The organism is Ruegeria sp. CDSC068, from assembly GCF_059610545.1.
The window spans coordinates 1-21,897 of record NZ_JBXWNV010000018.1 but is presented as its reverse complement, the minus strand read 5'-3'; the positions used below and the strand labels follow the sequence as shown (position 1 = coordinate 21,897).

The 21,897-nt window shown below is 54.7% G+C and carries 24 protein-coding genes and 1 riboswitch; of the genes, 12 read left to right on the top strand and 12 right to left on the bottom strand.

Annotation, left to right across the window (positions count from 1 at the left end):
* Window positions 1-59: 59 nt before the first annotated feature.
* From AC2FID_RS22030 to AC2FID_RS22020, 3 genes are all read right to left on the bottom strand, one after another.
* Complete coding sequence (locus AC2FID_RS22030) at window positions 60-986, bottom strand: ornithine cyclodeaminase family protein (protein WP_496838721.1); 927 nt, start codon at window positions 984-986, stop codon at window positions 60-62.
* 448 nt (window positions 987-1,434) lie between these two features.
* On the bottom strand, window positions 1,435-2,664 hold the full coding sequence (sstT, locus tag AC2FID_RS22025; RefSeq protein ID WP_496838719.1) for a serine/threonine transporter SstT: 1,230 nt from the start codon (window positions 2,662-2,664) through the stop codon (window positions 1,435-1,437).
* 233 nt (window positions 2,665-2,897) lie between these two features.
* Window positions 2,898-3,077 carry a hypothetical protein gene (locus AC2FID_RS22020; RefSeq protein ID WP_472722276.1) on the bottom strand — a complete coding sequence of 60 codons (180 nt, stop codon included), beginning with the start codon at window positions 3,075-3,077 and terminating at the stop codon, window positions 2,898-2,900.
* Between AC2FID_RS22020 and AC2FID_RS22015 the strand changes: the two genes are divergently transcribed.
* Window positions 3,076-3,243 carry a hypothetical protein gene (locus tag AC2FID_RS22015; protein ID WP_472722275.1) on the top strand — a complete coding sequence of 56 codons (168 nt, stop codon included), beginning with the start codon at window positions 3,076-3,078 and terminating at the stop codon, window positions 3,241-3,243. The two genes, AC2FID_RS22020 and AC2FID_RS22015, sit on opposite strands and share 2 nt — an antisense overlap.
* A gap of 328 nt (window positions 3,244-3,571) precedes the next feature.
* Window positions 3,572-5,272 carry an aspartate-alanine antiporter gene (aspT, locus tag AC2FID_RS22010; protein WP_496838717.1) on the top strand — a complete coding sequence of 567 codons (1,701 nt, stop codon included), beginning with the start codon at window positions 3,572-3,574 and terminating at the stop codon, window positions 5,270-5,272.
* A 107-nt stretch (window positions 5,273-5,379) separates the two neighbouring features.
* Here the strand turns inward: aspT and AC2FID_RS22005 are convergent, their stop codons facing one another.
* The gene (locus AC2FID_RS22005; protein ID WP_496838715.1) at window positions 5,380-7,011 is read right to left on the bottom strand and encodes a bifunctional aspartate transaminase/aspartate 4-decarboxylase; all 1,632 of its coding nucleotides are present in this window, start codon (window positions 7,009-7,011) and stop codon (window positions 5,380-5,382) included.
* A gap of 449 nt (window positions 7,012-7,460) precedes the next feature.
* Window positions 7,461-8,210, bottom strand: a complete 750-nt coding sequence (locus AC2FID_RS22000) for a DUF998 domain-containing protein (protein ID WP_496838713.1) — start codon at window positions 8,208-8,210, stop codon at window positions 7,461-7,463.
* A gap of 541 nt (window positions 8,211-8,751) precedes the next feature.
* Window positions 8,752-8,962, top strand: a riboswitch (cobalamin riboswitch).
* 104 nt (window positions 8,963-9,066) lie between these two features.
* Between AC2FID_RS22000 and AC2FID_RS21995 the strand changes: the two genes are divergently transcribed.
* Genes AC2FID_RS21995 through AC2FID_RS21980 form a run of 4 tightly spaced genes read left to right on the top strand, consistent with a single transcriptional unit; the run spans window position 9,067 to window position 11,741 of the window.
* The gene (locus tag AC2FID_RS21995; RefSeq protein ID WP_496838712.1) at window positions 9,067-9,192 is read left to right on the top strand and encodes a hypothetical protein; all 126 of its coding nucleotides are present in this window, start codon (window positions 9,067-9,069) and stop codon (window positions 9,190-9,192) included.
* The gene (locus AC2FID_RS21990; RefSeq protein ID WP_496781049.1) at window positions 9,192-9,950 is read left to right on the top strand and encodes a metal ABC transporter ATP-binding protein; all 759 of its coding nucleotides are present in this window, start codon (window positions 9,192-9,194) and stop codon (window positions 9,948-9,950) included. Before AC2FID_RS21995 ends, AC2FID_RS21990 begins: the two co-directional genes overlap by 1 nt.
* On the top strand, window positions 9,943-10,845 hold the full coding sequence (locus tag AC2FID_RS21985; protein WP_496700063.1) for a metal ABC transporter permease: 903 nt from the start codon (window positions 9,943-9,945) through the stop codon (window positions 10,843-10,845). The genes AC2FID_RS21990 and AC2FID_RS21985 overlap by 8 nt, the downstream gene beginning before the upstream one ends.
* Window positions 10,842-11,741, top strand: a complete 900-nt coding sequence (locus AC2FID_RS21980; protein WP_282121290.1) for a metal ABC transporter solute-binding protein, Zn/Mn family — start codon at window positions 10,842-10,844, stop codon at window positions 11,739-11,741. The genes AC2FID_RS21985 and AC2FID_RS21980 overlap by 4 nt, the downstream gene beginning before the upstream one ends.
* An 80-nt stretch (window positions 11,742-11,821) precedes the next feature.
* Here the strand turns inward: AC2FID_RS21980 and AC2FID_RS21975 are convergent, their stop codons facing one another.
* Entirely contained in the window at window positions 11,822-12,064 is a 243-nt protein-coding gene (locus tag AC2FID_RS21975; protein WP_108861889.1) for a hypothetical protein, read from the bottom strand.
* A 186-nt stretch (window positions 12,065-12,250) separates the two neighbouring features.
* Complete coding sequence (locus AC2FID_RS21970; RefSeq protein WP_108861888.1) at window positions 12,251-13,162, bottom strand: LysR family transcriptional regulator; 912 nt, start codon at window positions 13,160-13,162, stop codon at window positions 12,251-12,253.
* A gap of 170 nt (window positions 13,163-13,332) precedes the next feature.
* Between AC2FID_RS21970 and AC2FID_RS21965 the strand changes: the two genes are divergently transcribed.
* The 6 genes from AC2FID_RS21965 (at window position 13,333) to AC2FID_RS21940 (ending at window position 17,575) form a co-directional block, all read left to right on the top strand.
* Complete coding sequence (locus AC2FID_RS21965; protein WP_058273760.1) at window positions 13,333-14,349, top strand: TRAP transporter substrate-binding protein; 1,017 nt, start codon at window positions 13,333-13,335, stop codon at window positions 14,347-14,349.
* Between the two features lie 69 nt (window positions 14,350-14,418).
* The gene (locus AC2FID_RS21960; protein WP_058273759.1) at window positions 14,419-14,955 is read left to right on the top strand and encodes a TRAP transporter small permease; all 537 of its coding nucleotides are present in this window, start codon (window positions 14,419-14,421) and stop codon (window positions 14,953-14,955) included.
* A 17-nt stretch (window positions 14,956-14,972) separates the two neighbouring features.
* Window positions 14,973-16,313 (top strand): TRAP transporter large permease, encoded by a 1,341-nt coding sequence (locus AC2FID_RS21955; RefSeq protein ID WP_058273758.1) that lies wholly within the window; start codon window positions 14,973-14,975, stop codon window positions 16,311-16,313.
* 17 nt (window positions 16,314-16,330) lie between these two features.
* Window positions 16,331-16,825 (top strand): universal stress protein, encoded by a 495-nt coding sequence (locus tag AC2FID_RS21950; protein WP_496838709.1) that lies wholly within the window; start codon window positions 16,331-16,333, stop codon window positions 16,823-16,825.
* Between the two features lie 270 nt (window positions 16,826-17,095).
* Window positions 17,096-17,323: a YjiS-like domain-containing protein gene (locus AC2FID_RS21945; protein WP_109310857.1), complete on the top strand. Its 228-nt coding sequence runs from the start codon at window positions 17,096-17,098 to the stop codon at window positions 17,321-17,323.
* 48 nt (window positions 17,324-17,371) lie between these two features.
* A complete protein-coding gene (locus AC2FID_RS21940; protein ID WP_058277394.1) occupies window positions 17,372-17,575 on the top strand; it encodes a DUF1127 domain-containing protein in 204 nt (67 codons plus the stop codon).
* A gap of 89 nt (window positions 17,576-17,664) precedes the next feature.
* Here the strand turns inward: AC2FID_RS21940 and AC2FID_RS21935 are convergent, their stop codons facing one another.
* From AC2FID_RS21935 to AC2FID_RS21915, 5 genes are read right to left on the bottom strand one after another with little or no spacing between them, the layout of a single operon-like run.
* Window positions 17,665-18,807 (bottom strand): saccharopine dehydrogenase family protein, encoded by a 1,143-nt coding sequence (locus AC2FID_RS21935; RefSeq protein ID WP_496838706.1) that lies wholly within the window; start codon window positions 18,805-18,807, stop codon window positions 17,665-17,667.
* 22 nt (window positions 18,808-18,829) lie between these two features.
* Entirely contained in the window at window positions 18,830-19,078 is a 249-nt protein-coding gene (locus tag AC2FID_RS21930; protein ID WP_058273753.1) for a SemiSWEET family sugar transporter, read from the bottom strand.
* A gap of 12 nt (window positions 19,079-19,090) precedes the next feature.
* A complete protein-coding gene (locus tag AC2FID_RS21925) occupies window positions 19,091-20,137 on the bottom strand; it encodes a saccharopine dehydrogenase (protein WP_496838704.1) in 1,047 nt (348 codons plus the stop codon).
* Between the two features lie 14 nt (window positions 20,138-20,151).
* Window positions 20,152-20,766 (bottom strand): glutathione S-transferase family protein, encoded by a 615-nt coding sequence (locus AC2FID_RS21920; RefSeq protein WP_496838702.1) that lies wholly within the window; start codon window positions 20,764-20,766, stop codon window positions 20,152-20,154.
* 21 nt (window positions 20,767-20,787) lie between these two features.
* The gene (locus tag AC2FID_RS21915; protein ID WP_496838700.1) at window positions 20,788-21,438 is read right to left on the bottom strand and encodes a histidine phosphatase family protein; all 651 of its coding nucleotides are present in this window, start codon (window positions 21,436-21,438) and stop codon (window positions 20,788-20,790) included.
* Window positions 21,439-21,897: the final 459 nt, after the last annotated feature.

Genomic DNA, 21,897 nt, shown 5'->3' with positions numbered 1-21,897 from the left:
AAACTACAGAACCCAAACCTTTTTAGCGTTATGTTTGCAAAGTAGTGTGGCACTCATAATCATTCTTGAGCGGCCAGCCACAGATCGTAGACGAGTTTTGCTGCGGCAACATCCATAATTGCAATTCCAACGGAATCGTAGATTACCGTAGAGCCTTCGGGAACGCTCTTCAGGCCCGAATAGATCTCGCCTGCTTCAGCGAAAATTGCACAGTTGGCTCCCCTGATGTTTCCAGCCTGATCACGAGCTGCCTCTGACGACTCAACGATGACCGTATGATCCATGGCAGAGTCATCAAGTTCGCGCCCTTCGCTCGTGTTCCACCCGACTGCTGTCACGAACGCGCCAGGTTTCAGCCAGGCACCCTGCAGGATTGGTTGCTTTGCGGCTGTTGTACAGGCCACAATATCCGCGCCTTGAACTGCGGCTTCCGCATCCGGAAAAAAAGTAGCTCCAACACGGTCCGCAACTTTACGCCCTTTGGTTTCATCACGCGCCCACAACCGCAATTCTTTCCATTCGATCACCTCTGCCAAGGCGTCGACATGCGCTTCAGCCTGAACGCCATTACCCATAATCGTAACGACATCTACCGATTTAGGAGCCAGTTTTCGAACGGCAGCAGCCGAACCTGCAGCTGTGCGCATTTCAGTAATCAACCGACCATCAAGCAGAGCGAGCGGAGAACCGGTTTCCTTGTCCAGGACAAGGATAACGCCTTGGTGAGTGGGAATGTCCGTCCCGGCATTTGAATGGTAGAGGGTAACGATTTTGACCGCCATTGCGGTTCCTATGGCAGGCATTGCCGCGATGATAGCGTCGTGCCCCGGAACAGGAACAATCTGGCGAACAGGCTGTGCAACTTTGCCAGCCGAAAATTCACTCAGTGCTGTTTCCATTGCGTTAATCAACGGTTGCCATTCCAGCAGGCTTGCAACTTGTTTTTCGCCTATGATTGGGAGCGTTTCTAATTCTTGAGTTGCCATTCAGGAACCTTTCTGATTACGCCTTCGCCTAAGCGGTTTTCAGCAATCAACGCATAGGTACAGCACGGTAAGATTTCCGTCCACTATGCCGAACCAAGCGGCAAAAAACCGACGACTGCATTGGGCTCGAAGCAGCCATTCACTACAGCTTGCATGAGTGTCCGCTCTGCGGACAAAGCCGCCGTTCGCCCCAGCTTGTGCCAAAGACCGCCATGCGGACAAAGCCGCCTGATGCTGGTGCGGCGAATTTTGCCTCCATGGACCGGCAAAGTGCCGGTTCCGTCGCCGCTGTGCAGCGTGATTTCCCGAAACCGGGCATTGAAATCCGTGAAATTGGCCCAAACCGGAACCGTTCGTTCACTGCAACGGTTTCGGAAGTCTTACATGCGGACCAATCTGTCCTTCAACCGGTGACCAGTGCCACCGGTTGAAGTGTTTTACGTAGTGGCTAAGCCGTGGGCTGTGCCGCAGGCAATTTACGTGGGTAAGGGTCGCCTTGTTGAAACGATCCCGCCGCAGTGAACAGAACGTCGGTCGACGAGTTCAAACCGGTTTCTGCAGAATCTTGCAGCACGCCGATTATGAAGCCGATGCTCACCACTTGCATAGCCGTTGCATTGTCGATGCCAAACAAGCTGGCGGCCATTGGGATCAGTAACAGTGATCCGCCTGCTACGCCCGAAGCCCCAGTGGCAGCGATCGAAGCAATGACGCTCAGGAAAACAGCCGAGACGAAATCAACCTGAATTCCCATCGTATGAACGGTTGCCAGCGTCATGATTGTGATGGTTATCGCAGCACCGGCCATGTTGATCGTAGCACCGATTGGGATAGTGACTGAGTACGTCTCTTCATCCAAATCCATACGGCGGCAAAGTTCCATGTTTACCGGAATATTGGCGGCCGAGCTGCGCATGAAGAAAGCGGTAATCCCGGACTCTTTCAGGCATGTGAAAACCAGCGGATATGGGTTCTTGCGGATGCGCAGGAACACGATCAGCGGGTTCACAACCAGCGCCATGAAAATCATACAGCCAAGCAGTAACGCCAGAAGTTGGCCATAGCTTGCAAGTGTTTCAAAGCCGGTCTCAGCAATAGTCGAGGCCACGATGCCGAATATGCCGATTGGAGCCACCCGGATTATCGCTGCGACGATCTTGGTAATCGCGCCGTCCAGATCCGACATCAAGGTCTTGGTCGAGTCGCTGGCGTGACGGAAAACAAGCCCCAGGCCAACGGCCCAGGCGAGAATGCCGATATAGTTAGCGGTTGCTAAAGCATTCACCGGATTGTCCACGATTTTCAGCAGGATATTTCTGACCACCTCAGCTAAACCGTCCGGAGCATCCAAAAGCTCGGGCGTACCTGTCAAATGCAGAGTAACCGGAAACATGTAGCTGGCTGCAACCGCAACCAGTGCAGCTGCGAAGGTTCCGACTATATACAAAAGCACCACGGGGCCCATACGCGCCTCGCTGCCTTTTTTGTGGTTTGTGATCGCAGCACAAACCAGGATCAGCACCAGAACTGGTGCAACAGCTTTCAATGCATCGACGAAGAAGTCGCCAAGCAGGCCGACCGCTGACCCGGCAGTAGGCCAAAGGGTGGCAAGCAGAACACCGGCGACAAGACCGATGGTGATTTGAGTAACCAGGCTACCACGCAGAAGAAAATTCATGGGGACCATCCTGTTTGAATAGGGGCCTCACGGGCGAAACTCACGCCCGCGCAGGCACGGTTGAAGTTCAAGGGCTGGTGGCTATTTGGACGTCTTGGCGCGGAATTAAACTGCTTTAGTTGGCTTAGGCCTTGGTCGCTCGGTTTTGAAGTATTTGTTTTGAAACCAAAATTTCATGATTTTCTTAAGAATTACAAAGGTTTACCCTGCGTCAACTTACTTGCATGGTTCACTCAAGATAAATGATTTTTAATAAAGTTCCCTAAGTGGTTGTACTCTGAATCGACTCCTTTCTTACCCATGCGGTCCAGTGATGAACCAGAAGCTGCATTGGCAAGGATGGTGTGACAAAGTCCGGTTTCGAACAGCGCTAATCCATCGCTTTCAGAAACAGGTCTTAGCAAAGAAAGCATGCTGAAGACGCCCGCTTTGGGCCCCGAGCCGCCATTGCTTAGCCGTCTGGGTGCTGCGTGTACAGTTGACCGGTCGCAGCCCGAAGCGGACATTGGATTTGAGGCGCACTTGGCGGGTCAGCGGAAAAAGCTGCCAGCCTGGATGACCGTCTTTTCTCCAGCGTAAATTTGTTGGTTGTCTTCCAATAGACCCAAGAAAAGTTTCACGCCAACAACGCGGCCATACTCTCGGAACTGGAATTGTCTGAGAGCAGAGACTGAAGACTTAACTGCGTGTATGAAGACGGTGTCCTGTACACAGTCGCCCAAGGTTCAAACTTGCGGCTTCATTCCTGTAGACCGGGTCAGAAAACAATCTGCTCTTCAAAAAGTTTGTTCCAATTACTTTCGAAAAGCCCGCACGACGCCCATCGTCTAAATTTTTTGTTTTCAATACAGTAAGGCGCTGTATCTTGAACGGAAAGGACCACCGTTGGGACGCGGGAGATTTCACAATGGAATTGATTACAGAACAACTGCGCGCCTTCCCGATCATGGCACTGTTTCTTTGTCTGGGTCTGGGATACGGCGTAGGGAAGTTTCGGGTCGGCAAGTTCGAACTGGGGGGCATCGCTGGTACATTGTTGGTGGCGGTCTTCATTGGCCAGATCGGCGGTATCAACCTCAGTACCGATGTTCAGAATGTTTTCTTTTCCCTCTTCATATTTATGGTCGGCTACAATGGCGGGCCTCAATTTTTTGCGGCCTTGAACCGAACTGCCCTGACCAAATTACTGGCCGCGTTTATGATGACCCTCTGGGGGTTGTTTTTTGTTATTGTTGTTGCCCGGTTGGCCGGCTTGGATAAAGGGTTGGCGGCTGGATTGGCCGCTGGTGGTCTGACACAATCTGCAATCATCGGCACCGCTGGAAATGCCATCGATCTGCTTGGGCTGGCCGCAGACGAGGCGGAAAAGTTAAAAACCAACATCGCCGTAGGATACTCGGTTACTTATATCTTCGGTTCGATCGGCCCAATATTGGCAGTTAGTGTCATTCCAATCATTATGCGTGTCGACCTGCGACAAGAAGCGATTAAGCTGGCTCAGAAACTCAGCGGCGGCGGTCGCAAACTAGAGGAAGGTGAGTTCCTTCCTATGAACCGGTTTGACGCCCGAGCCTATCAGGTAAATGCCGATGCAACCATTGCCGGAAAACCCGTCAAAGACATCGAAAGCGGTTATGATGGTGATCTGATCGTCGAACGGTTACTCCACGATGGCGCTCCTGTGGATCCGAATCCTGAAACAATAGTCAATGCAGGAGACGTTGTGGTCGTCTCCGGCCTCGTAGCGACTTTGACCCATTTCGAGGGTAGCGCCAGTGGTGAAATCGGAGAGTATCCTCCTGAACTGACGGTTGTAGAGGAACGTCGCAACGTAGTGGTCACCAACCGCAAACTGACCGGCAAAACGTTGGCAGAATTGAGCGAGGCTCTGACAGCGGATCAAAGGCGCGGCGTTCACATCTCAAAGATCACCCGCATGGGCCATGATGTCCCTGTCCTGCACAACACCGAGATACACGCAGGTGACGAGGTCAGTATTGTCGGTCACAAGGACGATCTGAATCGAGTTGCGAAAGTTGCGGGCTACGTTCCGCCTTCGGCCTCGGTAACCAATTTCATTGCATTGGGGATCGGCGTCGCCATCGGCTTTCTGATAGGAGAGATCAGTTTTGTCATCGCAGGAACCAAAGTGGCTTTGGGGTCCGGTCTCGGTTGCCTAGTTACAGGGTTGATCATCGGCTACATGCGCATCCGGCGACCCAAGATCGGCGGCATTAACCGAGGGGCCGCGAATTTCCTTCAGAGCTTTGGATTAGCTGTGTTTGTTGGTGTCGTTGGCCTCAATGCAGGCAAGCCCGCACTAGAAGCGATTCAGGAATATGGGATCACGCTGTTGCTGTTGGGTGTGGTGGTTACATTGATGCCCATGATCGTGCAGTTCCCAATCAACTATTTCGCCCTGCGTATTAAAAACCCGATTGAGGCCTGTGCGGTTGTGACCGGATCACGCTCGGGCAATCCCGGTTTTGCGACACTATTGGAAAAGGCCGGAAACTCGACTCCCACACCAGCTTTCACCATGACCTATGCCGTGGCTAACATCTTTCTAACGCTCTGGGGACCGTTGGTTGTGGCTTTTGTTCCGTGAGTCAAACCGGAAATGGGCGCGACAACCGGGGTCCTAACCTGGACGGGTGGGATCAGCGTTTGTGCAAACCATCACGCTGATCCGTTCCTCTTTGCTATTGCTAGATCTCAACCGTGCAACGGCAGTCCTTTCGAGGCACGGTAGGCCTGCACGTAACCCGTGGCCACCGCGCGCACCGCTCTTCCGATCTGGCGGTAAGCACTATCATCCAAATTGGCGAACGATACCCGCGCTGACCAGTTGGGCGCGTCAAAGCCCGATCCATTCAGCAAAACGATCCCGTGATCCTGAGCCAGTTTGAAGGATATATCTAGCGGGTGGACATTCTCTTTAATCCACTCGACCACCTCTTCTCCCACGTATTTACGGAGCCAGAATTCGAAGTCGATGATACCGTAGTATTTGTCGAATAGCGGGTTATCTTGAACTTCAATGCCCATCCCTTCGACCAATTCGTCAAAGCGATGCTTCAGAATACCCCAGCAGAATTTCTGATAGGCCTTCTCTTCGTCCATAAGCTCGACCAGTGAAAACAAAGTCATCATCACCTGCTGCGGCAGTGACAGACCTGCGGTGTGGTTCAGCGCAACATCGCGGCTGTCGGCAACAATCCGGTCGATGAACTTGAACGAGGATGGATCAGGCGTCAACGTTTCATACCGGGCGTTGACGACGGCCTTGGTTTCGTCCGTAGCCTCCGCAATCATCTTGTCGAAGATGTTGTTCTCGGCCACCAAAATCGCACCCAAACGCCATCCGGTGCAACCAAAATACTTGGAGTAGGAATAGACCCCGATGGTGTTCTCAGGCAGATGCCCCATGACCGACTGAAAGTTTGGAATAAAGGTCCCGTAAACGTCGTCAGTCAAAATGATCAGGTCCGGACGGCGGGTTTTTACGAACTCAACAAGCCTGGTCATGACTTCGGGGCTGATTGCAACAGATGATGGGTTGCCCGGGTTAACCAGAAACAGCGCTTTGATTTTCGGATCGGACAGAAGTTCGAAATCATCGTCGTTCAGTTGAAAGTGGTCCTCTTCTTTCGAAGATACATCCACTGTGTTCAGCCCATAGTCTTCAAGTACCGGCATTTCCAGATAGGGTGTGAAAATCGGTGTACCCAACGCAATGGTGTCGCCGGCATTCAGCAACCGCTGGTTCTTGAGTGCCTTGAAGATGTAACACATCGCAGCGGTTCCACCCTCAACCGCGTAGATATCGAATTTCGCATCCGGTCGGTGGCCCGCGCACATCGCCCACATAACGTATTCGTGGACAATCGCCTCGTTGTGCTCCATGCACCGGTCGGGCATCGGGTAGTGGTCGCCAACAATACCGTCGGTCAACTCGAGCACGAAATCGTCCGGTGTAAAACCAAATTTCTCAATCGCAAAATCCACTACGGCCACCAAAGTTTCCGCACCTGGAGGGCCGTTTCCTTCAACCGATTTGGAACAATATGCTTTTAGCCGGTCATAACAGCCTGGCCCTTGCGGCATCCCGGCCAAACCGACCTGCGGCTCATTGCGATGGCGCTGAGCTTCTGTCATAGCGAACTGCCCTAAAAGGAAAAACGCCTCCCGCGCTTTAGTGGCGATCCAGTTAGGGTTCCCTCGACCGGCATTGAGGTATGGCAGAGCCATCTGCCGCGCCTCTTTTTGCGCCAACTTAATAAGTTCGTCTTTGATTTGGAAAGGACTTAGGTTTTCAAATTTATGCAGGTTGAGTGATTCTGGCATGACATCAAATCCTTGCGTTAAAACAGATGACGTAGTTTAGCGGATCGCATGCAAGGCAATGTGTCAATGAAAACAACACTATTTGAAGGGAACGGCGTAAAACCGAGGATAACGAGTCTTCATTTCAAGCCCTGGCTGCAACCATTTTGCAGGGCAGGCAGAGCTATGGAAATTGCGCCGACGCTTTGGGCTCGGAGCTGACTTCCCACTAGAATTTGCAAGGTTCACCATCTGCGCATTGCTGTCATTCGTGGCCGCCAATACTGCGCAAACAGCGAATGTCCAGAAGGTGGCCTGCTCTACCAACACCGTTCCTTGATGGAACGACTGCTATCTCCGAGGCAGGATGTAAGGAATGACGGCTTCGAGCTGATGGCTGTCATCCAAATTGGGGGCAGAGAACGATCGCTCTGAGCCCACTTTGGCCAATGCTGCACACCGCAGGAAGGTCAGTTTTGAGGCAAAATTGAAGCAGCATATAGTCCCAGCGATATAAATTGGAAGTAGATCCATGCTTCGAGGAGGCGTTGGAATAAGCCTTGTGTTACTGGCATCAAGAAAATTGTGATAAACAAACAGAAGCCGACGATTGTAGCTGGCGGCGCCAAGCGCCGCAGAAGCGAATTTGGTGGGGCAGTCAGGCTGAGGATCAGCAAACCGATCAACGCAAGCGGATAAGCCGTCACCGCAATTGCCATATGAGCAATATGGACCAACGTGCTTGTCATGTTCTCGTCGCTGCCTCGACTATCACACCCCGCATCACAAGGCAGAAAGGCGGCAAGTATCAAAAGAATGGCGTAAGCGGATAGAAGCAATATCGAGATTCGTTTTGTCCTGCTGCCTGGGAGGCAACTGTTTAGTCTTGCGAGGAACGCCAGAAGCCAAATCTCTGTCGGTATGAAGACGGCATAGTTGGTCCACGTCGCCAAGGGGGCCCCTACAGCCCCGAGTGCGCTCATGAATTGGTCGATATGCGAATAGTTGGGGGTCAGTGCACTTATGATGCCCACGCCTATCGCCAACCAAAGTCCACTAATAATGGGCAAAACGACAAGGCTTATTGATCGTGAGTTGCCCCAGAGAGTTATCCGCAAAAGCTCTGCCCCTGTGTTGACGCGCACGCTTCTTAGAGCGATTGCCCTGACGAGTTGGCACCTTCCGTCAGGCAAGCCGATCAGAACACGTTGCTCATCCATGTCAATCACAGAGTGGGATCACAACTTCCAGAAACTGGCACCGGTAAATCAGTAGCCTCCGTTCAGGTGCATCTGATCGCTTCCGAAAGCAGACCTTTGCGCCATCGCGGCATTAGTCAGCTTTGTCCCGCTTATCGGAAGTTTGGCTACTGTTTTGCGAAAATCCGCTTCTTCCTCAAACCAAACACTTTAACTTAGTTCGACAACCGCGGTTGCACCTTGCCGCAACCGGCGTCAGACTATCCAAAACACCCCGCTCAGACGGCAATCGATCAAATAGATCAATCGCTTAACATCGGCACCCCGTCAGGCGAATAACCTGCAATGTCAAAGACTCAAATCATCCCACTGCAGACAAAAAAAGTCCGGGCAGAATAAATTCAGTCAAAAAGACCGTTGGCGTGCGTCTGAAGCTGTAAGAAGCGGGGCTCGTGTAGTATCCACCGTTGTCTCATGTCTAACGCGTCCTCCGTAGTCAACCGGTACTGGAACGAATAGCCATCCCGCACAGGTTTGCGCTCTTGTCGAATCAAATCAATTCGTATTTTGTCCTCGCGATGGTTCCCGACTGTATTCTGCGGTCAGGGATAAAAGGGAATACGGTGCGGTTCTGTAAAAAGGCCAATTCCGTGACTGCCCCCGCAACTGTAGGCGGCGAGCGACCCGAGATCGTCCACTGGGCAATAGCCTGGGAAGGATCGGGATAGCTTTGACCCGCAAGTCAGGAGACCTGCCATCCGAAATTTATGAACCTGGGCGGGGTGTCCCAGAGGGAGATGACAATGTTTCAAGCGGTCCATACCGTGCACGACCTTGCGCTCGCTTTGCCCCTGTCCAAACACAGGAGGCGTTGCCGTTGTCATTGCAAAAAGCTGACACCCAAAGGGGTAAGTGTCTGACAGAATTCAGCGTTCCGGTGCTGGTCGAGGGGGCTCTGGCGCTGTCGGCGGTCCTGTGGCTCGCGATTTACGCGGTGATTTGATGTCGGCCGTTTTACAAATCCGCGATCTGACGTTGGGCTACCGCGACCTGACATTGTTTCACCGCCTCTCCATGGATATTGCGGCCGGAACGACCCTTGCCGTTCTTGGTGCAAACGGGTCGGGCAAGAGCACTTTTGTAAAGATGTTGCTGGGCTTGATGGATCCGCTTTCGGGCAGTTTGACTTGGCCGCAGGGCCGTCCTGGTGACATCGGGTACCTGGCGCAGATGACCGAGTTCGACCGCCGATTTCCCATCCGTGTGAGGGATCTTGCTGCGATGGGGGCCTGGCGCGGGTTTGGTTATCGTACCGGGCTGGACGCCGCCGCGCGCGACCGGATGGCCGCCGCGCTGGATGAGGCCGGGGTACTGGATATCGCTGACCGGCCTCTGCATATGCTATCAGGTGGGCAATTGCAGCGCGCGCTGTTCGCGCGGGTTATCATGCAGGACGCGCCGCTGATCCTGCTGGATGAACCGTTTGCCGCAGTCGACCAAAGTACCGAAGCACATCTATTGTCGATTATCCGCCGATGGCGCGATGAGGGGCGCGCGGTGGTTTTGGTGGTGCACGATCTTTCCTCGGTGCTGGATTATTGCAGCCACGCGCTGCTTTTGGGCGGGCAAGAGGCGACCCACGGACCGGTGTATGACGTTCTGACACCAGACCGGCTGGTTGCACAAGGATACCTCTCGGAAAGTCAGGCGTCCTGGATGTTCCGTGGCACCCATTCAACACCGGAGCACGCCAATGTATGACCTGATCGTCGAAATGTGGAGCTTTGCCTTCATGCGTCGCGCTTTTGTGGCAACCACGGTTTTGTCGGCTTCGGTCGCGCCGGTGGGGGCATTTCTTGTTCTGCGTCGCCTATCGCTGGCTGGTGAGGCCATGGCCCATGCGATTACGCCAGGCATCGTCATCGGCTTTGTCACGGCAGGCTTGTCAGTCATGTCACTGCTGGTCGGAGGGCTTATCGCGGGTGTTGGCGTCGCCATTTTGACCGCCTTTCTTGCACGCCGGACAATCCTGCGCAGCGATGCCAGCCTTGCCTCGCTGTATCTGATCGCATTGGCGGTGGGTATCTTTATCCTGTCTGCAGCAGGGTCCGCAGTTCCACTAAAAAGCTTCCTGTTCGGATCAATCCTTGGGATCGACGACGCGTCGATGGTCCTTGTCGGCGGGGTGGCGACAGTAACATTGCTGGCATTCGCCGTTCTGCTTCGTCCGCTGATTGTCAGCACCTGCGATCCGGTTTTCTTCGAAACGCAGACGCGCCGACCGTGGTTGGTAGATCAGGGTTTTATGCTGCTGTTGGTTCTGAACCTGCTGGCCGCGTTCAAAACACTGGGAACGTTGATGGCCGTTGGCTTGATGATCCTGCCCGCAACTGCGGCGCGCTATTGGGCCAGTACGATCACCGGGCAACTGGTCCTGGGTTTTCTGTTTGCCTTGTCCAGTTGCTGGATCGGCCTGACCCTGTCCTACCTGTTCCCGGACACGCCGTCCGGCCCGGCGATCGTTTTGGTTGCCGGTGGGTTCTTTCTGTTCTCGGCCATTTTCGGTCCCCTTGGTTTTGGCAGACGAATGCGCAAACCGTCTGTTTCCAAAGACATCCCCATTGCCCATATTCAACAAGAAGAGAGAGCACAATGACTCTTGTGAAGTCACTCTATGCCGGCATCGCCTCTGTGTCGTTTGCTTTGGCTGCATTGCCGACCGTTGCGGCAGAAGACAACGTCAAGATCGTCGCCAGCTTTTCGATCCTCGGCGACATGGTCGAAGAGGTCGTGGGCGATCTGGCCACAGTTACGACAATCGTGGGCCCGGATGCGGATGCGCATGTGTATCAGCCTTCGGTTGCAGATGCGAAGGCCGTTGCCCAGGCGGATATCATCTTTGTCAACGGTCTGGGCTTTGAGACATGGTCCGATACGCTGATCGCTGAATCGGGCACTGACGCAACCGTGCACGTTGCCACCGATGGTATCACGCCTGTCACAGTCGAGGGCAAAATCGACCCCCACGCCTGGAACTCGCTGTCGAATGGCATGATTTATGTGACCAATGTCGCCGACGTGATGACAGAGGCGATGCCCGAGCACGCCGAAGAAATCGCTGCCAATGCTGCGGCCTATATTGCGCAGCTTGAGGCGCTGGATGCAGAAACCAAGACGAAGCTGGCAGGCCTGCCTGCCAATCGCCGCACGGTTGTGACTGCACATGACGCATTTGGTTATCTGGCAGACGCCTACGGACTGACTTTCCTTGCGCCGGTTGGCATCGACACCGAGGCAGAGCCATCAGCCAAGGATCTTGCTGTTCTGATTGATCAACTGAAGGCGGATGGTGCTGCGGCGCTGTTTGTTGAAAACATCACAAGCCCTACTTTGATTCAGCAAATCTCGGATGAAACCGGCATCGTGATTGGTGGACGGCTTTTCTCAGACGCCTTGTCGGAACGCGGTAGTCCGGCCACCAGCTATCTCGCGATGTTCCAGCACAATCTGAACACTCTGTTGAACGCGCTTGGGAACGCAACCGCAAGCTAACTAGTCTTTAGGTACGGGGCGGCGCCTGAACCGCCACCCCGTACCGTGCATTGGAACAGCGGGTTCTTGGTAATCGTCCCCTAGTCCGGCTTCCATCCATCTTCGTATTCTCCCAAAGTTCGGGAAAGATCCAACAGCGAGGCGAACAGTCTTGCGTAAACGTCCCGTGACATCATGGTCTTGTTGTCATCCAACACTTGCAGAAGATCGACGACGCCCGAGGCAAAGGCATCATAGACCAACTGGTCCGCGGGCGTTGGGTCCAGGGTCCATATATCGTGCGTGTCGTAATACCCTACGGGTTGGGGATCGTCGTCTATCATTTGTCCGCCTCATTTTGGTGAGGCGCATGTAAGTGAGATGAAGGCGAGCACCAGTGATGTGGCAGGAAGTCACAAGTTTTTGGCAACGCCAAAAATGCGAACCTGATTTCGCGTTTGGCCGTTGACAGGATGTGATGAACCACGTCTTCACCACAGTTGGCTCGTGTTGTGCCAGCCCGGCAGTTGTCAGGGTTTCGAATGCTCGCTCTGCAAAACTTCCAGAAACAGGTTTGTCACCCGTGTTGGTTCAGGTTGCTTTCTGGTCACTGCTGCAAACCGGGTTCGATATTGCGTTTCGCCCGGCAACACCATCCGCATCTTTTCCTGGTCCACAAAGTCCTGCGCAAGATGATCAGGCAAATAACCTATGTATCGCCCTGACAGGATTAGTATGGCCAGCGCCTGCTCGCTTTGAACTTTTGCTGACCGTTTGAAACCCAGTTGCTGACCGACGATCAGGTTCGGAGAGTTCACGCTGAGCCCAACATAGTTGTACCTGAGCAGGTCACTGGTCCTGAGTTCCCGGTCTGGTATTTCGAACAGGGGGTGTTCTCGGCCGCAATACAGGAACATGTTCTCGCCATATAACGGAGCATAGTTAAGACTCGTCGAAGGGCGATGCAGCGCGATAATTCCGATGTCGAGCTGGCCACTGATGACCATGGTCTCGATCACGTTTGGCGGCTCAAGGGACAATTCGATCTGGACCGAGGGGGCGGCTTCGTTGAACCGATGAATAGCGCGGGCAAGCCGAGAATCCGGGTTTGACGCACATTGATCAAATAGCGAAATGCGGATCGTTCCCCCCAACTGTTCCTTGATCTCGCTGACCTCGTTCCGAAATTGCGACACGGACACAAGCAAGTGATCTGCTGCTTGCAGCACTTTTGCGCCGTCTTCTGTCAGGGCGAAACCCGCAGGACCGCGCGTGCACAGTTTTAAGCCCAATCGCAGTTCCAAATCAGTAACATGCTTTGAAATGGTGGATTTGCCGATATTCAGCTCAACTTCGGCTGCGGACAGACCACCACTTTCCACAACCGTCTTGAAAACGCGCAGCAATCGGATGTCGCTGTCGCCGATGCGTGAGGCAACCATTTTCTACCCAATTCGTAAGGTTCGATATATGTGAAACCTATCGCGCAAAGAATGGCAACATAGAAACACATTTCACAAGCTACTCTGAAAAAGCCGAGGTAGAATCGGACTGGCCATCTCTCCCCAGGTCAGCGCGCACCTCGAAACATGATAAAACTGGGAGGACATCTATGTCATTCATCAAAAAGCTTGGCACCATGACTGCTGCCGTTTCGGTCGCGGCACTAATGGTTGCTGGTGCAGCCGACGCGAAAAACTTCAAGATTGCTGTTGGCGATAGTGCAGGCAGCGCACAAGAAGCCCTCGGATTGGCTTTCGTTAAGGCACTCGAAGAAAAATCGGGTGGCGCGCACACAGCTACACTGTTCCTGAACGGTCAGCTGGGTTCCGAGCAGGACACCGTCAACGAGGCCGCAATCGGCACGCTGGACATGTCGCTGCTGGCGATCAACAACATCACGCCGTTCTCGCCTTCGGTTGGTGTATTCACTCTGCCTTATGTGATCCTGTCGCTGGAAGATGCTGAAAAGCTGACCCAAGGCCCGATCGGTCAGGAACTGGTGGAAAACACCATTCGTGACGCAGGTGTGCGCATCATCGGCTGGACCTACACAGGTTTCCGCCGTCTGACCAACTCGAAAAAACCTGTCAGCTCGGTTGCTGACCTGCAGGACCTGATCATCCGCGTTCCCAAGAACGAAATCATGATCGAAACCTACAAGTCCTGGGGTATCAGCCCGACTCCGATGGCATGGTCCGAGACCTTCACCGGTCTGCAAACCAAAGTTGTCGACGGTCAGGACAACCCTTACCTGACGATCAACGCAATGAAGTTCTACGAGGTCCAGAACCACGTGACCAACCTGCGTTACATCTTCTCGATCGAACCGCTAATCGTTTCGGAATCTGTTTTCCAGGGTCTGAGCGAAGAAGACCAGAAGATCATCCTGGAAGCCGGTCAGGAAGCAACTCAGATTTCCGCTCAGTTCCTGCGTGACTCTGAAGCTGCGATCAAAGAAGAGCTGACCGAAAAAGGCATGGCAATCATCGATCCTGAGAACGATGAGGCCGAGTTCATCGAACTGGCAACCGGTGCAGTATGGCCTCAGTTCTATGAGTCCATCGGCGGCGTCGAGAAACTGAACACGGTCCTCGAGGCCATCGGCCGCGAGCCCGTCCAGCAATAATCGCCAAAGAGAGAAAAGGAAAAGAGCGCTTCGGCGCTCTTTTCATCTCAGGGAGGAGGGAATTCCGCAATGTTCTGGAAATTTCTGGACAATATCGAAAGTATCATCTGCCGGATCCTGCTATCCGGCTTCGTCTGTCTGCTGTTTGTACAGATCATCGCGCGGGAAGTCTTTGGCTTTTCGTATAGCTGGATCGAAGAACTGTCAGTCTACATGTTCGTCTGGTTTGTCTACTTTGGCGCCAGCTATGCGGCATTGAAAGGCGCGCATAACCGGGTGACCTTCCAGTTCAAGTTCCTGCCCGAACGCTACATCAAGTATATCGAGGCTTTTGCCGATCTCTTCTGGCTCTTTTTCAACGTCTACTTCCTGTATCTGGCGACGGACTTTGTCTTCAACAAGATGAACAAGTTCTGGAAATCCCAGACCCTGGGTATCGAGATGAAGTATGTCTACATGGTTCTGCCTCTGGCCTTTGCGTTGATGACCGTGCGCATCATTCAGGTGAACTATCGCCGCCTGATCAAAGGTGAAGACATCCATGATCCTGACCAGATCGACCTTGATGAAATCAAAGCTGCCACCGAAGCAGCTAAGCGCGACTGAGGCAGGGAGGAAAAACCATGGAATCCGAAATCGTCACAATCCTATTTGGATCGTTTCTTCTACTGCTGCTCATCGGCGCACCGATCACGGTCGCGCTGGGTGTGGCATCGCTGTTCTCGTTCCTTTACTTGGGCGAAAACCCAATCAAGTTCGTGCAGATTGCATTTACCTCGGTGGGTGCGTTCCCACTGATGGCACTGCCTGCATTTATTCTAGCGGGGGCTCTTATGGAGGCCGCCGGTATCTCAAAACGCCTAATCAATGTTGCTGAAAGTCTGGCTGGTCCATTCACCGGCGGTATTTCGGCTGCAACGGTTATGGCCTGTCTGTTCTTTGGCGCCATTTCGGGCTCGGGCCCGGCAACAACCGCGGCCGTGGGGATGCTGATGATCCCAGCAATGATCGACCGTGGCTATGAGCGCGGCTATGCCTCTGCTATTACCGCTTCTTCTGGCGGCCTCGGGATTATTATTCCTCCCTCCATCCCGATGGTGATCTTCGGCATTGCCGCGCTCGGTATGGCGCCTCCGCTGGAAGCAGTTGAAAAGTTCGGCACCTTCCAGTCGGTTTCGATCTCGAAACTGTTCATCGCGGGCTTTGTCCCGGCCTTCCTGATCGCCACCAGCTTGCTAATCCTGAACTACTTCATGTCCAAAAAGCGTGGGTACAAAGGTGTGGCCGAAGGTTGGTCGCTGCGTCATGTGGCCTGCGAGATGTATCGCGGGTTCTGGTCGCTGATGGCGCCGCTGGTGATCCTGGGTGGTATCTATACCGGCTTCTTCACCCCGACCGAGGCTGCAATCGTTGCGATCTTCTACACTCTGTTCGTTGGCGTGGTCATCTATCGTGAACTGACATGGCAGTCGCTGTTCCAGTCGCTTGAAGCCACCACGTGGCTGACGGGCCGTGTTCTGCTGATCCTGTTCACAGCGACCGTGTTTGGCCGCCTTCTGGTGGAAAACCAGATCCCGGCGATCATCGCGGACTCGATGCTCAGCTTTACCGACAACCTTTATGTGATCTGGGCGCTGATCATCTTCTTCCTGCTGTTCGTCGGCATGTTTATGGAGACACTGGCCACCATCCTGATCCTGGTTCCGGTGATGCTGCCGGTGGCCTATTCGGTGGGTATCGACCCGATCCACTTTGGTGTGGTTATGGTCTGTACGCTGGGTATCGGCTTCCAGACGCCGCCGCTGGGTGAAAACCTGTTCATCGCATCGGGTATTTCGAACATAACGATCGAGCAGATCTCGTTGCGTGCATTGCCCTTTGCGGCCGCTAATACCATCGCGATCTTCATCATTGCGTTCTTCCCTGAGCTGTCGCTATGGCTGCCCAGGCTGTTGGGCTACTGACCTGAAAGGATAATGTTATGAAACAAATGGTGACAAATATCCTGTTCGCGACCGACTTGTCGGAGAACTCGGGTCATGCCATGCGCAATGCGGCCAGCATTGCCATGGCAACAGGGGCAGAAATTCACGTCCTGCATGTGAACGAACCCCTGTCGGACGACGCGAAGATCACGATGGACATGTTCATCCTGAACGAAGAGACGCGTAAAACCGCGGCCCAGCGTCGCCATGAAATGGTGCGCAAGGTGCTGGCCGAACGGCAAGCCAAGTTCTGGGCACAGTTCGAAGGCGATGACGCCAAGATCCGTGATCAGGTGACCTCGATCGAGGTCACCGACGGGCACCCAGCCGAGGTGATCCTGCGGCGCTCGGTCGAGATGGGGTGCGATCTGATCGTGCTTGGCGCACATGACCACGGCTTTTCGCACACCTTCCTCGGAACGGTGGCGAAACGTGTCTTGCGTCGGTCGAAAATCCCGACACTGATCGTTCCGAACCCGGACGAAGTCTAAGAATTTCCATGGGCCGCTGCGATCGTAGCGGCCCATGCTTTGCGCTGAACCGCGAACCAATTTGGTGATGCCCGAACACCGCCTGTTCCGCATCCAACGGCCCTACGTTCATCACGGGCCAAAGCTTTCCAAACTAAAAACCTCCGCCTCAAATCATACCCAGAAAGCTTCGTTAACAGAGCTTAATGAAACGGTGTTCTCTCCTTAAGAACCGGTTCCTTAATTTGAGTTGTGACCAAAACCGCAATCCAAATTCAGGAGGAGAAGACCATGGAAGCGACACAGACTATAACCTCGAACCGCAACGTTTTTTCTGCGCTGTTCGCGGATTATGCTGAGGCCCGAACCGAGCATTTCCGCCGCAGGATTTTCGCCAACACAGTCCACGACCTAGAGGCGTTGAACGATCGCCAATTGAGCGACATCGGCGTCCCTCGGGCTGAAATCAAGCAACGCGCCTATCAAAGCGTTTATCACGGCGCGCCTTATCGGCAGTAATCAAGTGCCGGAGATAGCACCCGCGTAACCAGTTATGAGGTAGTACCAATGTTTGATGTCATCCCGCCAAGCAAGCAATTGCCGCCCACGACCAGTGCCCTGCAATTGTTCGACCGCGCCATGCAACTACGTGCGGTCAGCGCCGATATCGTGCGGGCCGCACAGTACTTGAACAGCTTTTCCGATCAGGAATTGTCAGAGCTGGGCATAAACCGCAGCGATCTTGACGATACGATCCAACGGTTCATCTGAAGCTGTGGCGATAGCCAGGTTTGATACCGGCGACAGAGACGAAGATAAAAGCCACTCCTGTATGTCGGAGTGGCTTTTTGAATGTGGATTTAGGCGGTGTGATCGACGACCTGCAAATGCTGCGCCAGCTTGTCGATCTCGGCCATCCAACCCTGCACCAGTTTTGGGTCGCTGGGTGCCGCATGTACACCGACGGCGATCGCACGATTCAGGATCGCTTCGACCGCCAGCGAGACCGGGATAGACACCAGTCGCGCCATTGCCGTGCCGCGCGCGTCGCCCCAGGCGTCCATGACATAGGTTTTGTGCCAGACGGATGTTCCGTCTTTCTCGGCGTTCAGTCCTACGCACAGAACCACGCGGTCCGGTTCGCCCTCGTCATAGGCGTTTTCGTCCCAGAACTGGTCCGACATTTCCTTCAGACGCGCGTCGCCTTCGGGTCCGGACAGGGTTTCAATCTCGCTGAACACATCCGACCACGCATCGGCCCAGCCATTCAGGCGCAAGGTGCCGCGGACGAATTCCTTGACGGTCCAGTGATCCTCGAACTGATATTCTTCCATGAAAGGCAGAGAGTCGCGGTTCGGATAGACCTCGAAGCTTTCAGGTGTGGGCAGCGGAGCGATATAGCTGCTGATCGCGTCCCACGGGCGGGCTACGTCCAGCGGCGCATAATCGCGGATCGATTTCGACGGCGAACGCAGGGCCTTGAGCACACCCAAAGGCGACCAGCTGAACTTGTAGCGGAACGGGTTGGGGTTCTTCGGAATGCCGCCGCAATACGAGATAAAGCTCAGGTGGTTGTTCGCATCAAACGCGTCCGAGGCGCGATAATCGGCGATCAGAGCGTGTGCCATCAGGTGGTCAATGCCCGGATCAAGCCCGACCTCGTTCACCAGCGCCACACCGGCCTCGCGGGCCTTGTCATCCAACGCCCGCATTTCGGGCGCAATGTAAGAGGATGAGACAAAATTGGCCTCCTTCGAGATGGCCAATTCCGCCAGCGGCACGTGCCAATCGCCCGGCAGCATTGAGACGATCACGTCACCTTTTTCCAGCACTGCGCCCAGTGCGTCGATGTCAAAGGCACGAATGTCGTCGGTCAGGTCTCCGATTTCGGCCTTGGCCTTTTCAATGGTCCTGTTCCAGACGGTGACCTTGTGCCCGCCTTCAATCAGGCGACGCAGGCCGGGGATGGCCGACAGGCCGGTGCCACACCAATGGATGGTCATGCTTAAGCTCCTATATGGCTGTTTAGCCGAATTTCAGTTTCGCGATCACGATCGCACCGACAAGAAGGATTGATATCACATTGCCCAGGATCAGAGGCCATGCAGCGATCATCAATCCGTAGGCCAACCACAATGTCAGTGTTGTCAGGATCAGCAGGTTTGCAGGCAGAGACAGGTCCTTGGTTTCGCGACTGCGCCACGTTTTCAGGGTCTGGGGTAGCCAGCAAATCGTGCCAAGAACCGCTGCTGCACCGCCGATCAAGTGTTCCATGCGTGCACCGGCTCAGACATGTTTGCGAAACTCGTCCTGTGCCCGACCCCAAACACCGCTTTCGATCTCTTTCAACGTCAGCAGAGTTGCCAGCAGTTGCGCGGCGTAGTCTTCAGAACTTTCGACCGGCAGCATCGACGGCAGGTTGTCGATCGCCATGACGTCCATTACCGGATCACTCGCCACACGTAAGGCAGGGGCGTCCCACGTGGTGGCGCGGTCGTAAACCGGAACCGGATTGTAATCGCTGTCCGGGTCACAGGCGACGTCGCCAATGGCGGTCAGGTTGCGCGGGTTGGTCAGCGCCTCTCGCGGAACAAAGATCGGGGTGCCCGGGCGGGCAAAAATGCAGTTCAGAAACAGGTCATGTTCCAGAATTTCGGGGAAAGGCCCGCCGCTGGCGGTTTCAGCCATGTCCCATTTGGTGACACTGACGCCCATGGCCTCGCACAGGTCGGCGGCGCCTGCACCCACGCGACCCAGCGCGCCGATCACGATTGCGCGGGGACGATTGGCGCCTGCGGCGTTCAACTCGGCCAGTAATTCAGCATTCAGCGCGTCCTTGCCCGAATACACACCAACGGGCGGGCATTCCTCATTCCGTTGCTGCGCCGCCCATGCTTTCAGGGTGACAGCTGCGCCAGCATAACCAGCCCAATACCCGAAGGCCGCGACGCGACGGCCGTTCTCGTCCACAAGGTATTCCAGATCATAAAGCGTTCCGCCCCCGGCCTTGAACCGCTGCAGTAGGGCGGGGCCAGAATGCTGACCCTTATAGGCGTGGCCGAACATGATGTGGCGATGGGGCAGGGGGGTGCCGTCCTCTGGCAACTCCTTCAGGCCAAAGACGATGGCATCAAGGGGGGCATCGGGCCAGGAATTCTCGGGCGTAATCTCGCAGCCTGCGTTTTTGTAGCCGTCTATCGGAATAGCGCGGACATGGCTTTCCTCGACGGTCACCCGGATGCCTGCCGCAATCAGGGACGCCGCGCCTTCTGGGGTCAATCCAACCCGTTCTTCATTCGAGCGTTGCTCTGCCCGGACCCAGAGATGTGTCATGCGTCTTCCTTTATTCAAATCATCCCTGCGGCGCGCACCGTCTGAACCGAGGCGCGCGCCTCCATCGCCTCGCGGAAAGCGAGGATTTTGGGAAAGGCCGACACGTCCACACCGTCGCCTTCCAGCCAGCTGCACACCACGTACAGATAGGCGTCCGCCAGCGAGACCGTATCGCCCAACACAAAGGGTCCGCGCAAACCGTTTGATATGATGTACTCACAGGACGCCGTCATGGTCTGGGCGACCTTGCCGGTCATGTCTTTCCAGCTGGCTTTCTTGTCGGCCCAACGGGCTCCGCGCAGCTTGTGGGCGTGGTTCACATGCATGGTCGAGGCCAGATAATACATCACTTCGCGCATACGGGCCGCCATGACAGGATCGGCGGGGACAAGATTTGCGTCAGGCGCAACCGTAGCGACATATTCCAGCAACGCCCCGGTTTCAGTCAGGATGCCGCCATCAACCGCCAATGCAGGCACACGGCCTTTTGGATTGATCTGTTTGTAAGCGGGTTTGGTCTGGTCGCCTTCGGCGAAGTCCAGACGGACCGCTTCATAGTCCAGACCGGCCTCCTCCAAGGCGATGGCAACGGCGATCGAAATGGTGCGGGGAGCATAATAAAGCTGCATCAGAGTGCCTCCGGGCTTGGATTACAGATGCGTTTGGGCAAACTGCCGGTCGGGCGCTTCCAGATGCGGGACTGCGTTGAACAGAACCGGGCTCAGCTGCGCGCCTATCGGGTGCAGACGATGCATTGAGGTGTTCATGATGGCAAGAGCCACCCGCGCCATCGCAGGTATGTCCAGTCCCATGGCCTGTCGCACAACCATCGAGATCAACCCACCTGAGGTCACAACAATCGCGGGCCCACCCTCGGTTCCGATATCACGCAAAGCGTCCGAGACACGTGTTTCGAATTCCTCAAAGGTTTCCGGGGTCTCTTCGATCTCACCCCTGGCCCACGCGGTAAAAGTTCGCGGCAAATGTTCGACGAACCCCTCACGGTCGGTTGGAATCGAAACGCCATGCTGCTCTTCATACAGTTTCGCAATGTTGAAGTATTCGATCTCATTTAGGCGCGGATCGCGGGTGGGTTCTGGCAGCCCCATGCTGGAAGCGGTTTCCAAGTGTCGCGACAAGGTTCCGCAATAGACGCGCGGGTAGAACGCTTGTGTGTTCTGCAGATGCGCACCTAGCCAACGTGCCTGCTGATGGCCCAGCTCGCTGAGCTTGTCATAATTTACTTCGTCACGTGCGGTGGTGTTGGCCTGCCCGTGACGCACCAGTGTGATATGTGCCATTGCGTCCCCTCTTGCGCGAAGTCTTAGGGCAGGATCAGGGGCGGTGCCAGAGCCCTTTGGCAGAAAGCGGCTAAAAACCAGTTTGATGGCTCGGCTGTCTTTTGTTCGCCGCAGAAATTTGCCCATGGCACGTCGCATGCGATGTTGCCTAACGGAAAAAAGTTTCCTATAGGATACAAAGCCGCTGCATGCGGCCGTATACATGCCTCTGCAACGCCGCCCTCGGGGGACCAAAAGACCGCCAGCAGTCGAAGCCTGTTGACTCGCTGCACAGTCCTAGGAACCTTGGTGTCAATTGGCGACAATACAGAGATAACGTTGCAATCCATGCGGCAATGTTGCCAAGGTCTTAGGAAAGGTCTCTTCCATGTCTGACGCACCCAAACGCACACCGTTGTATGATCTTCACGTTGAGTTGGGGGGTAAGTTGGTTGATTTTGCTGGGTGGGAGATGCCTGT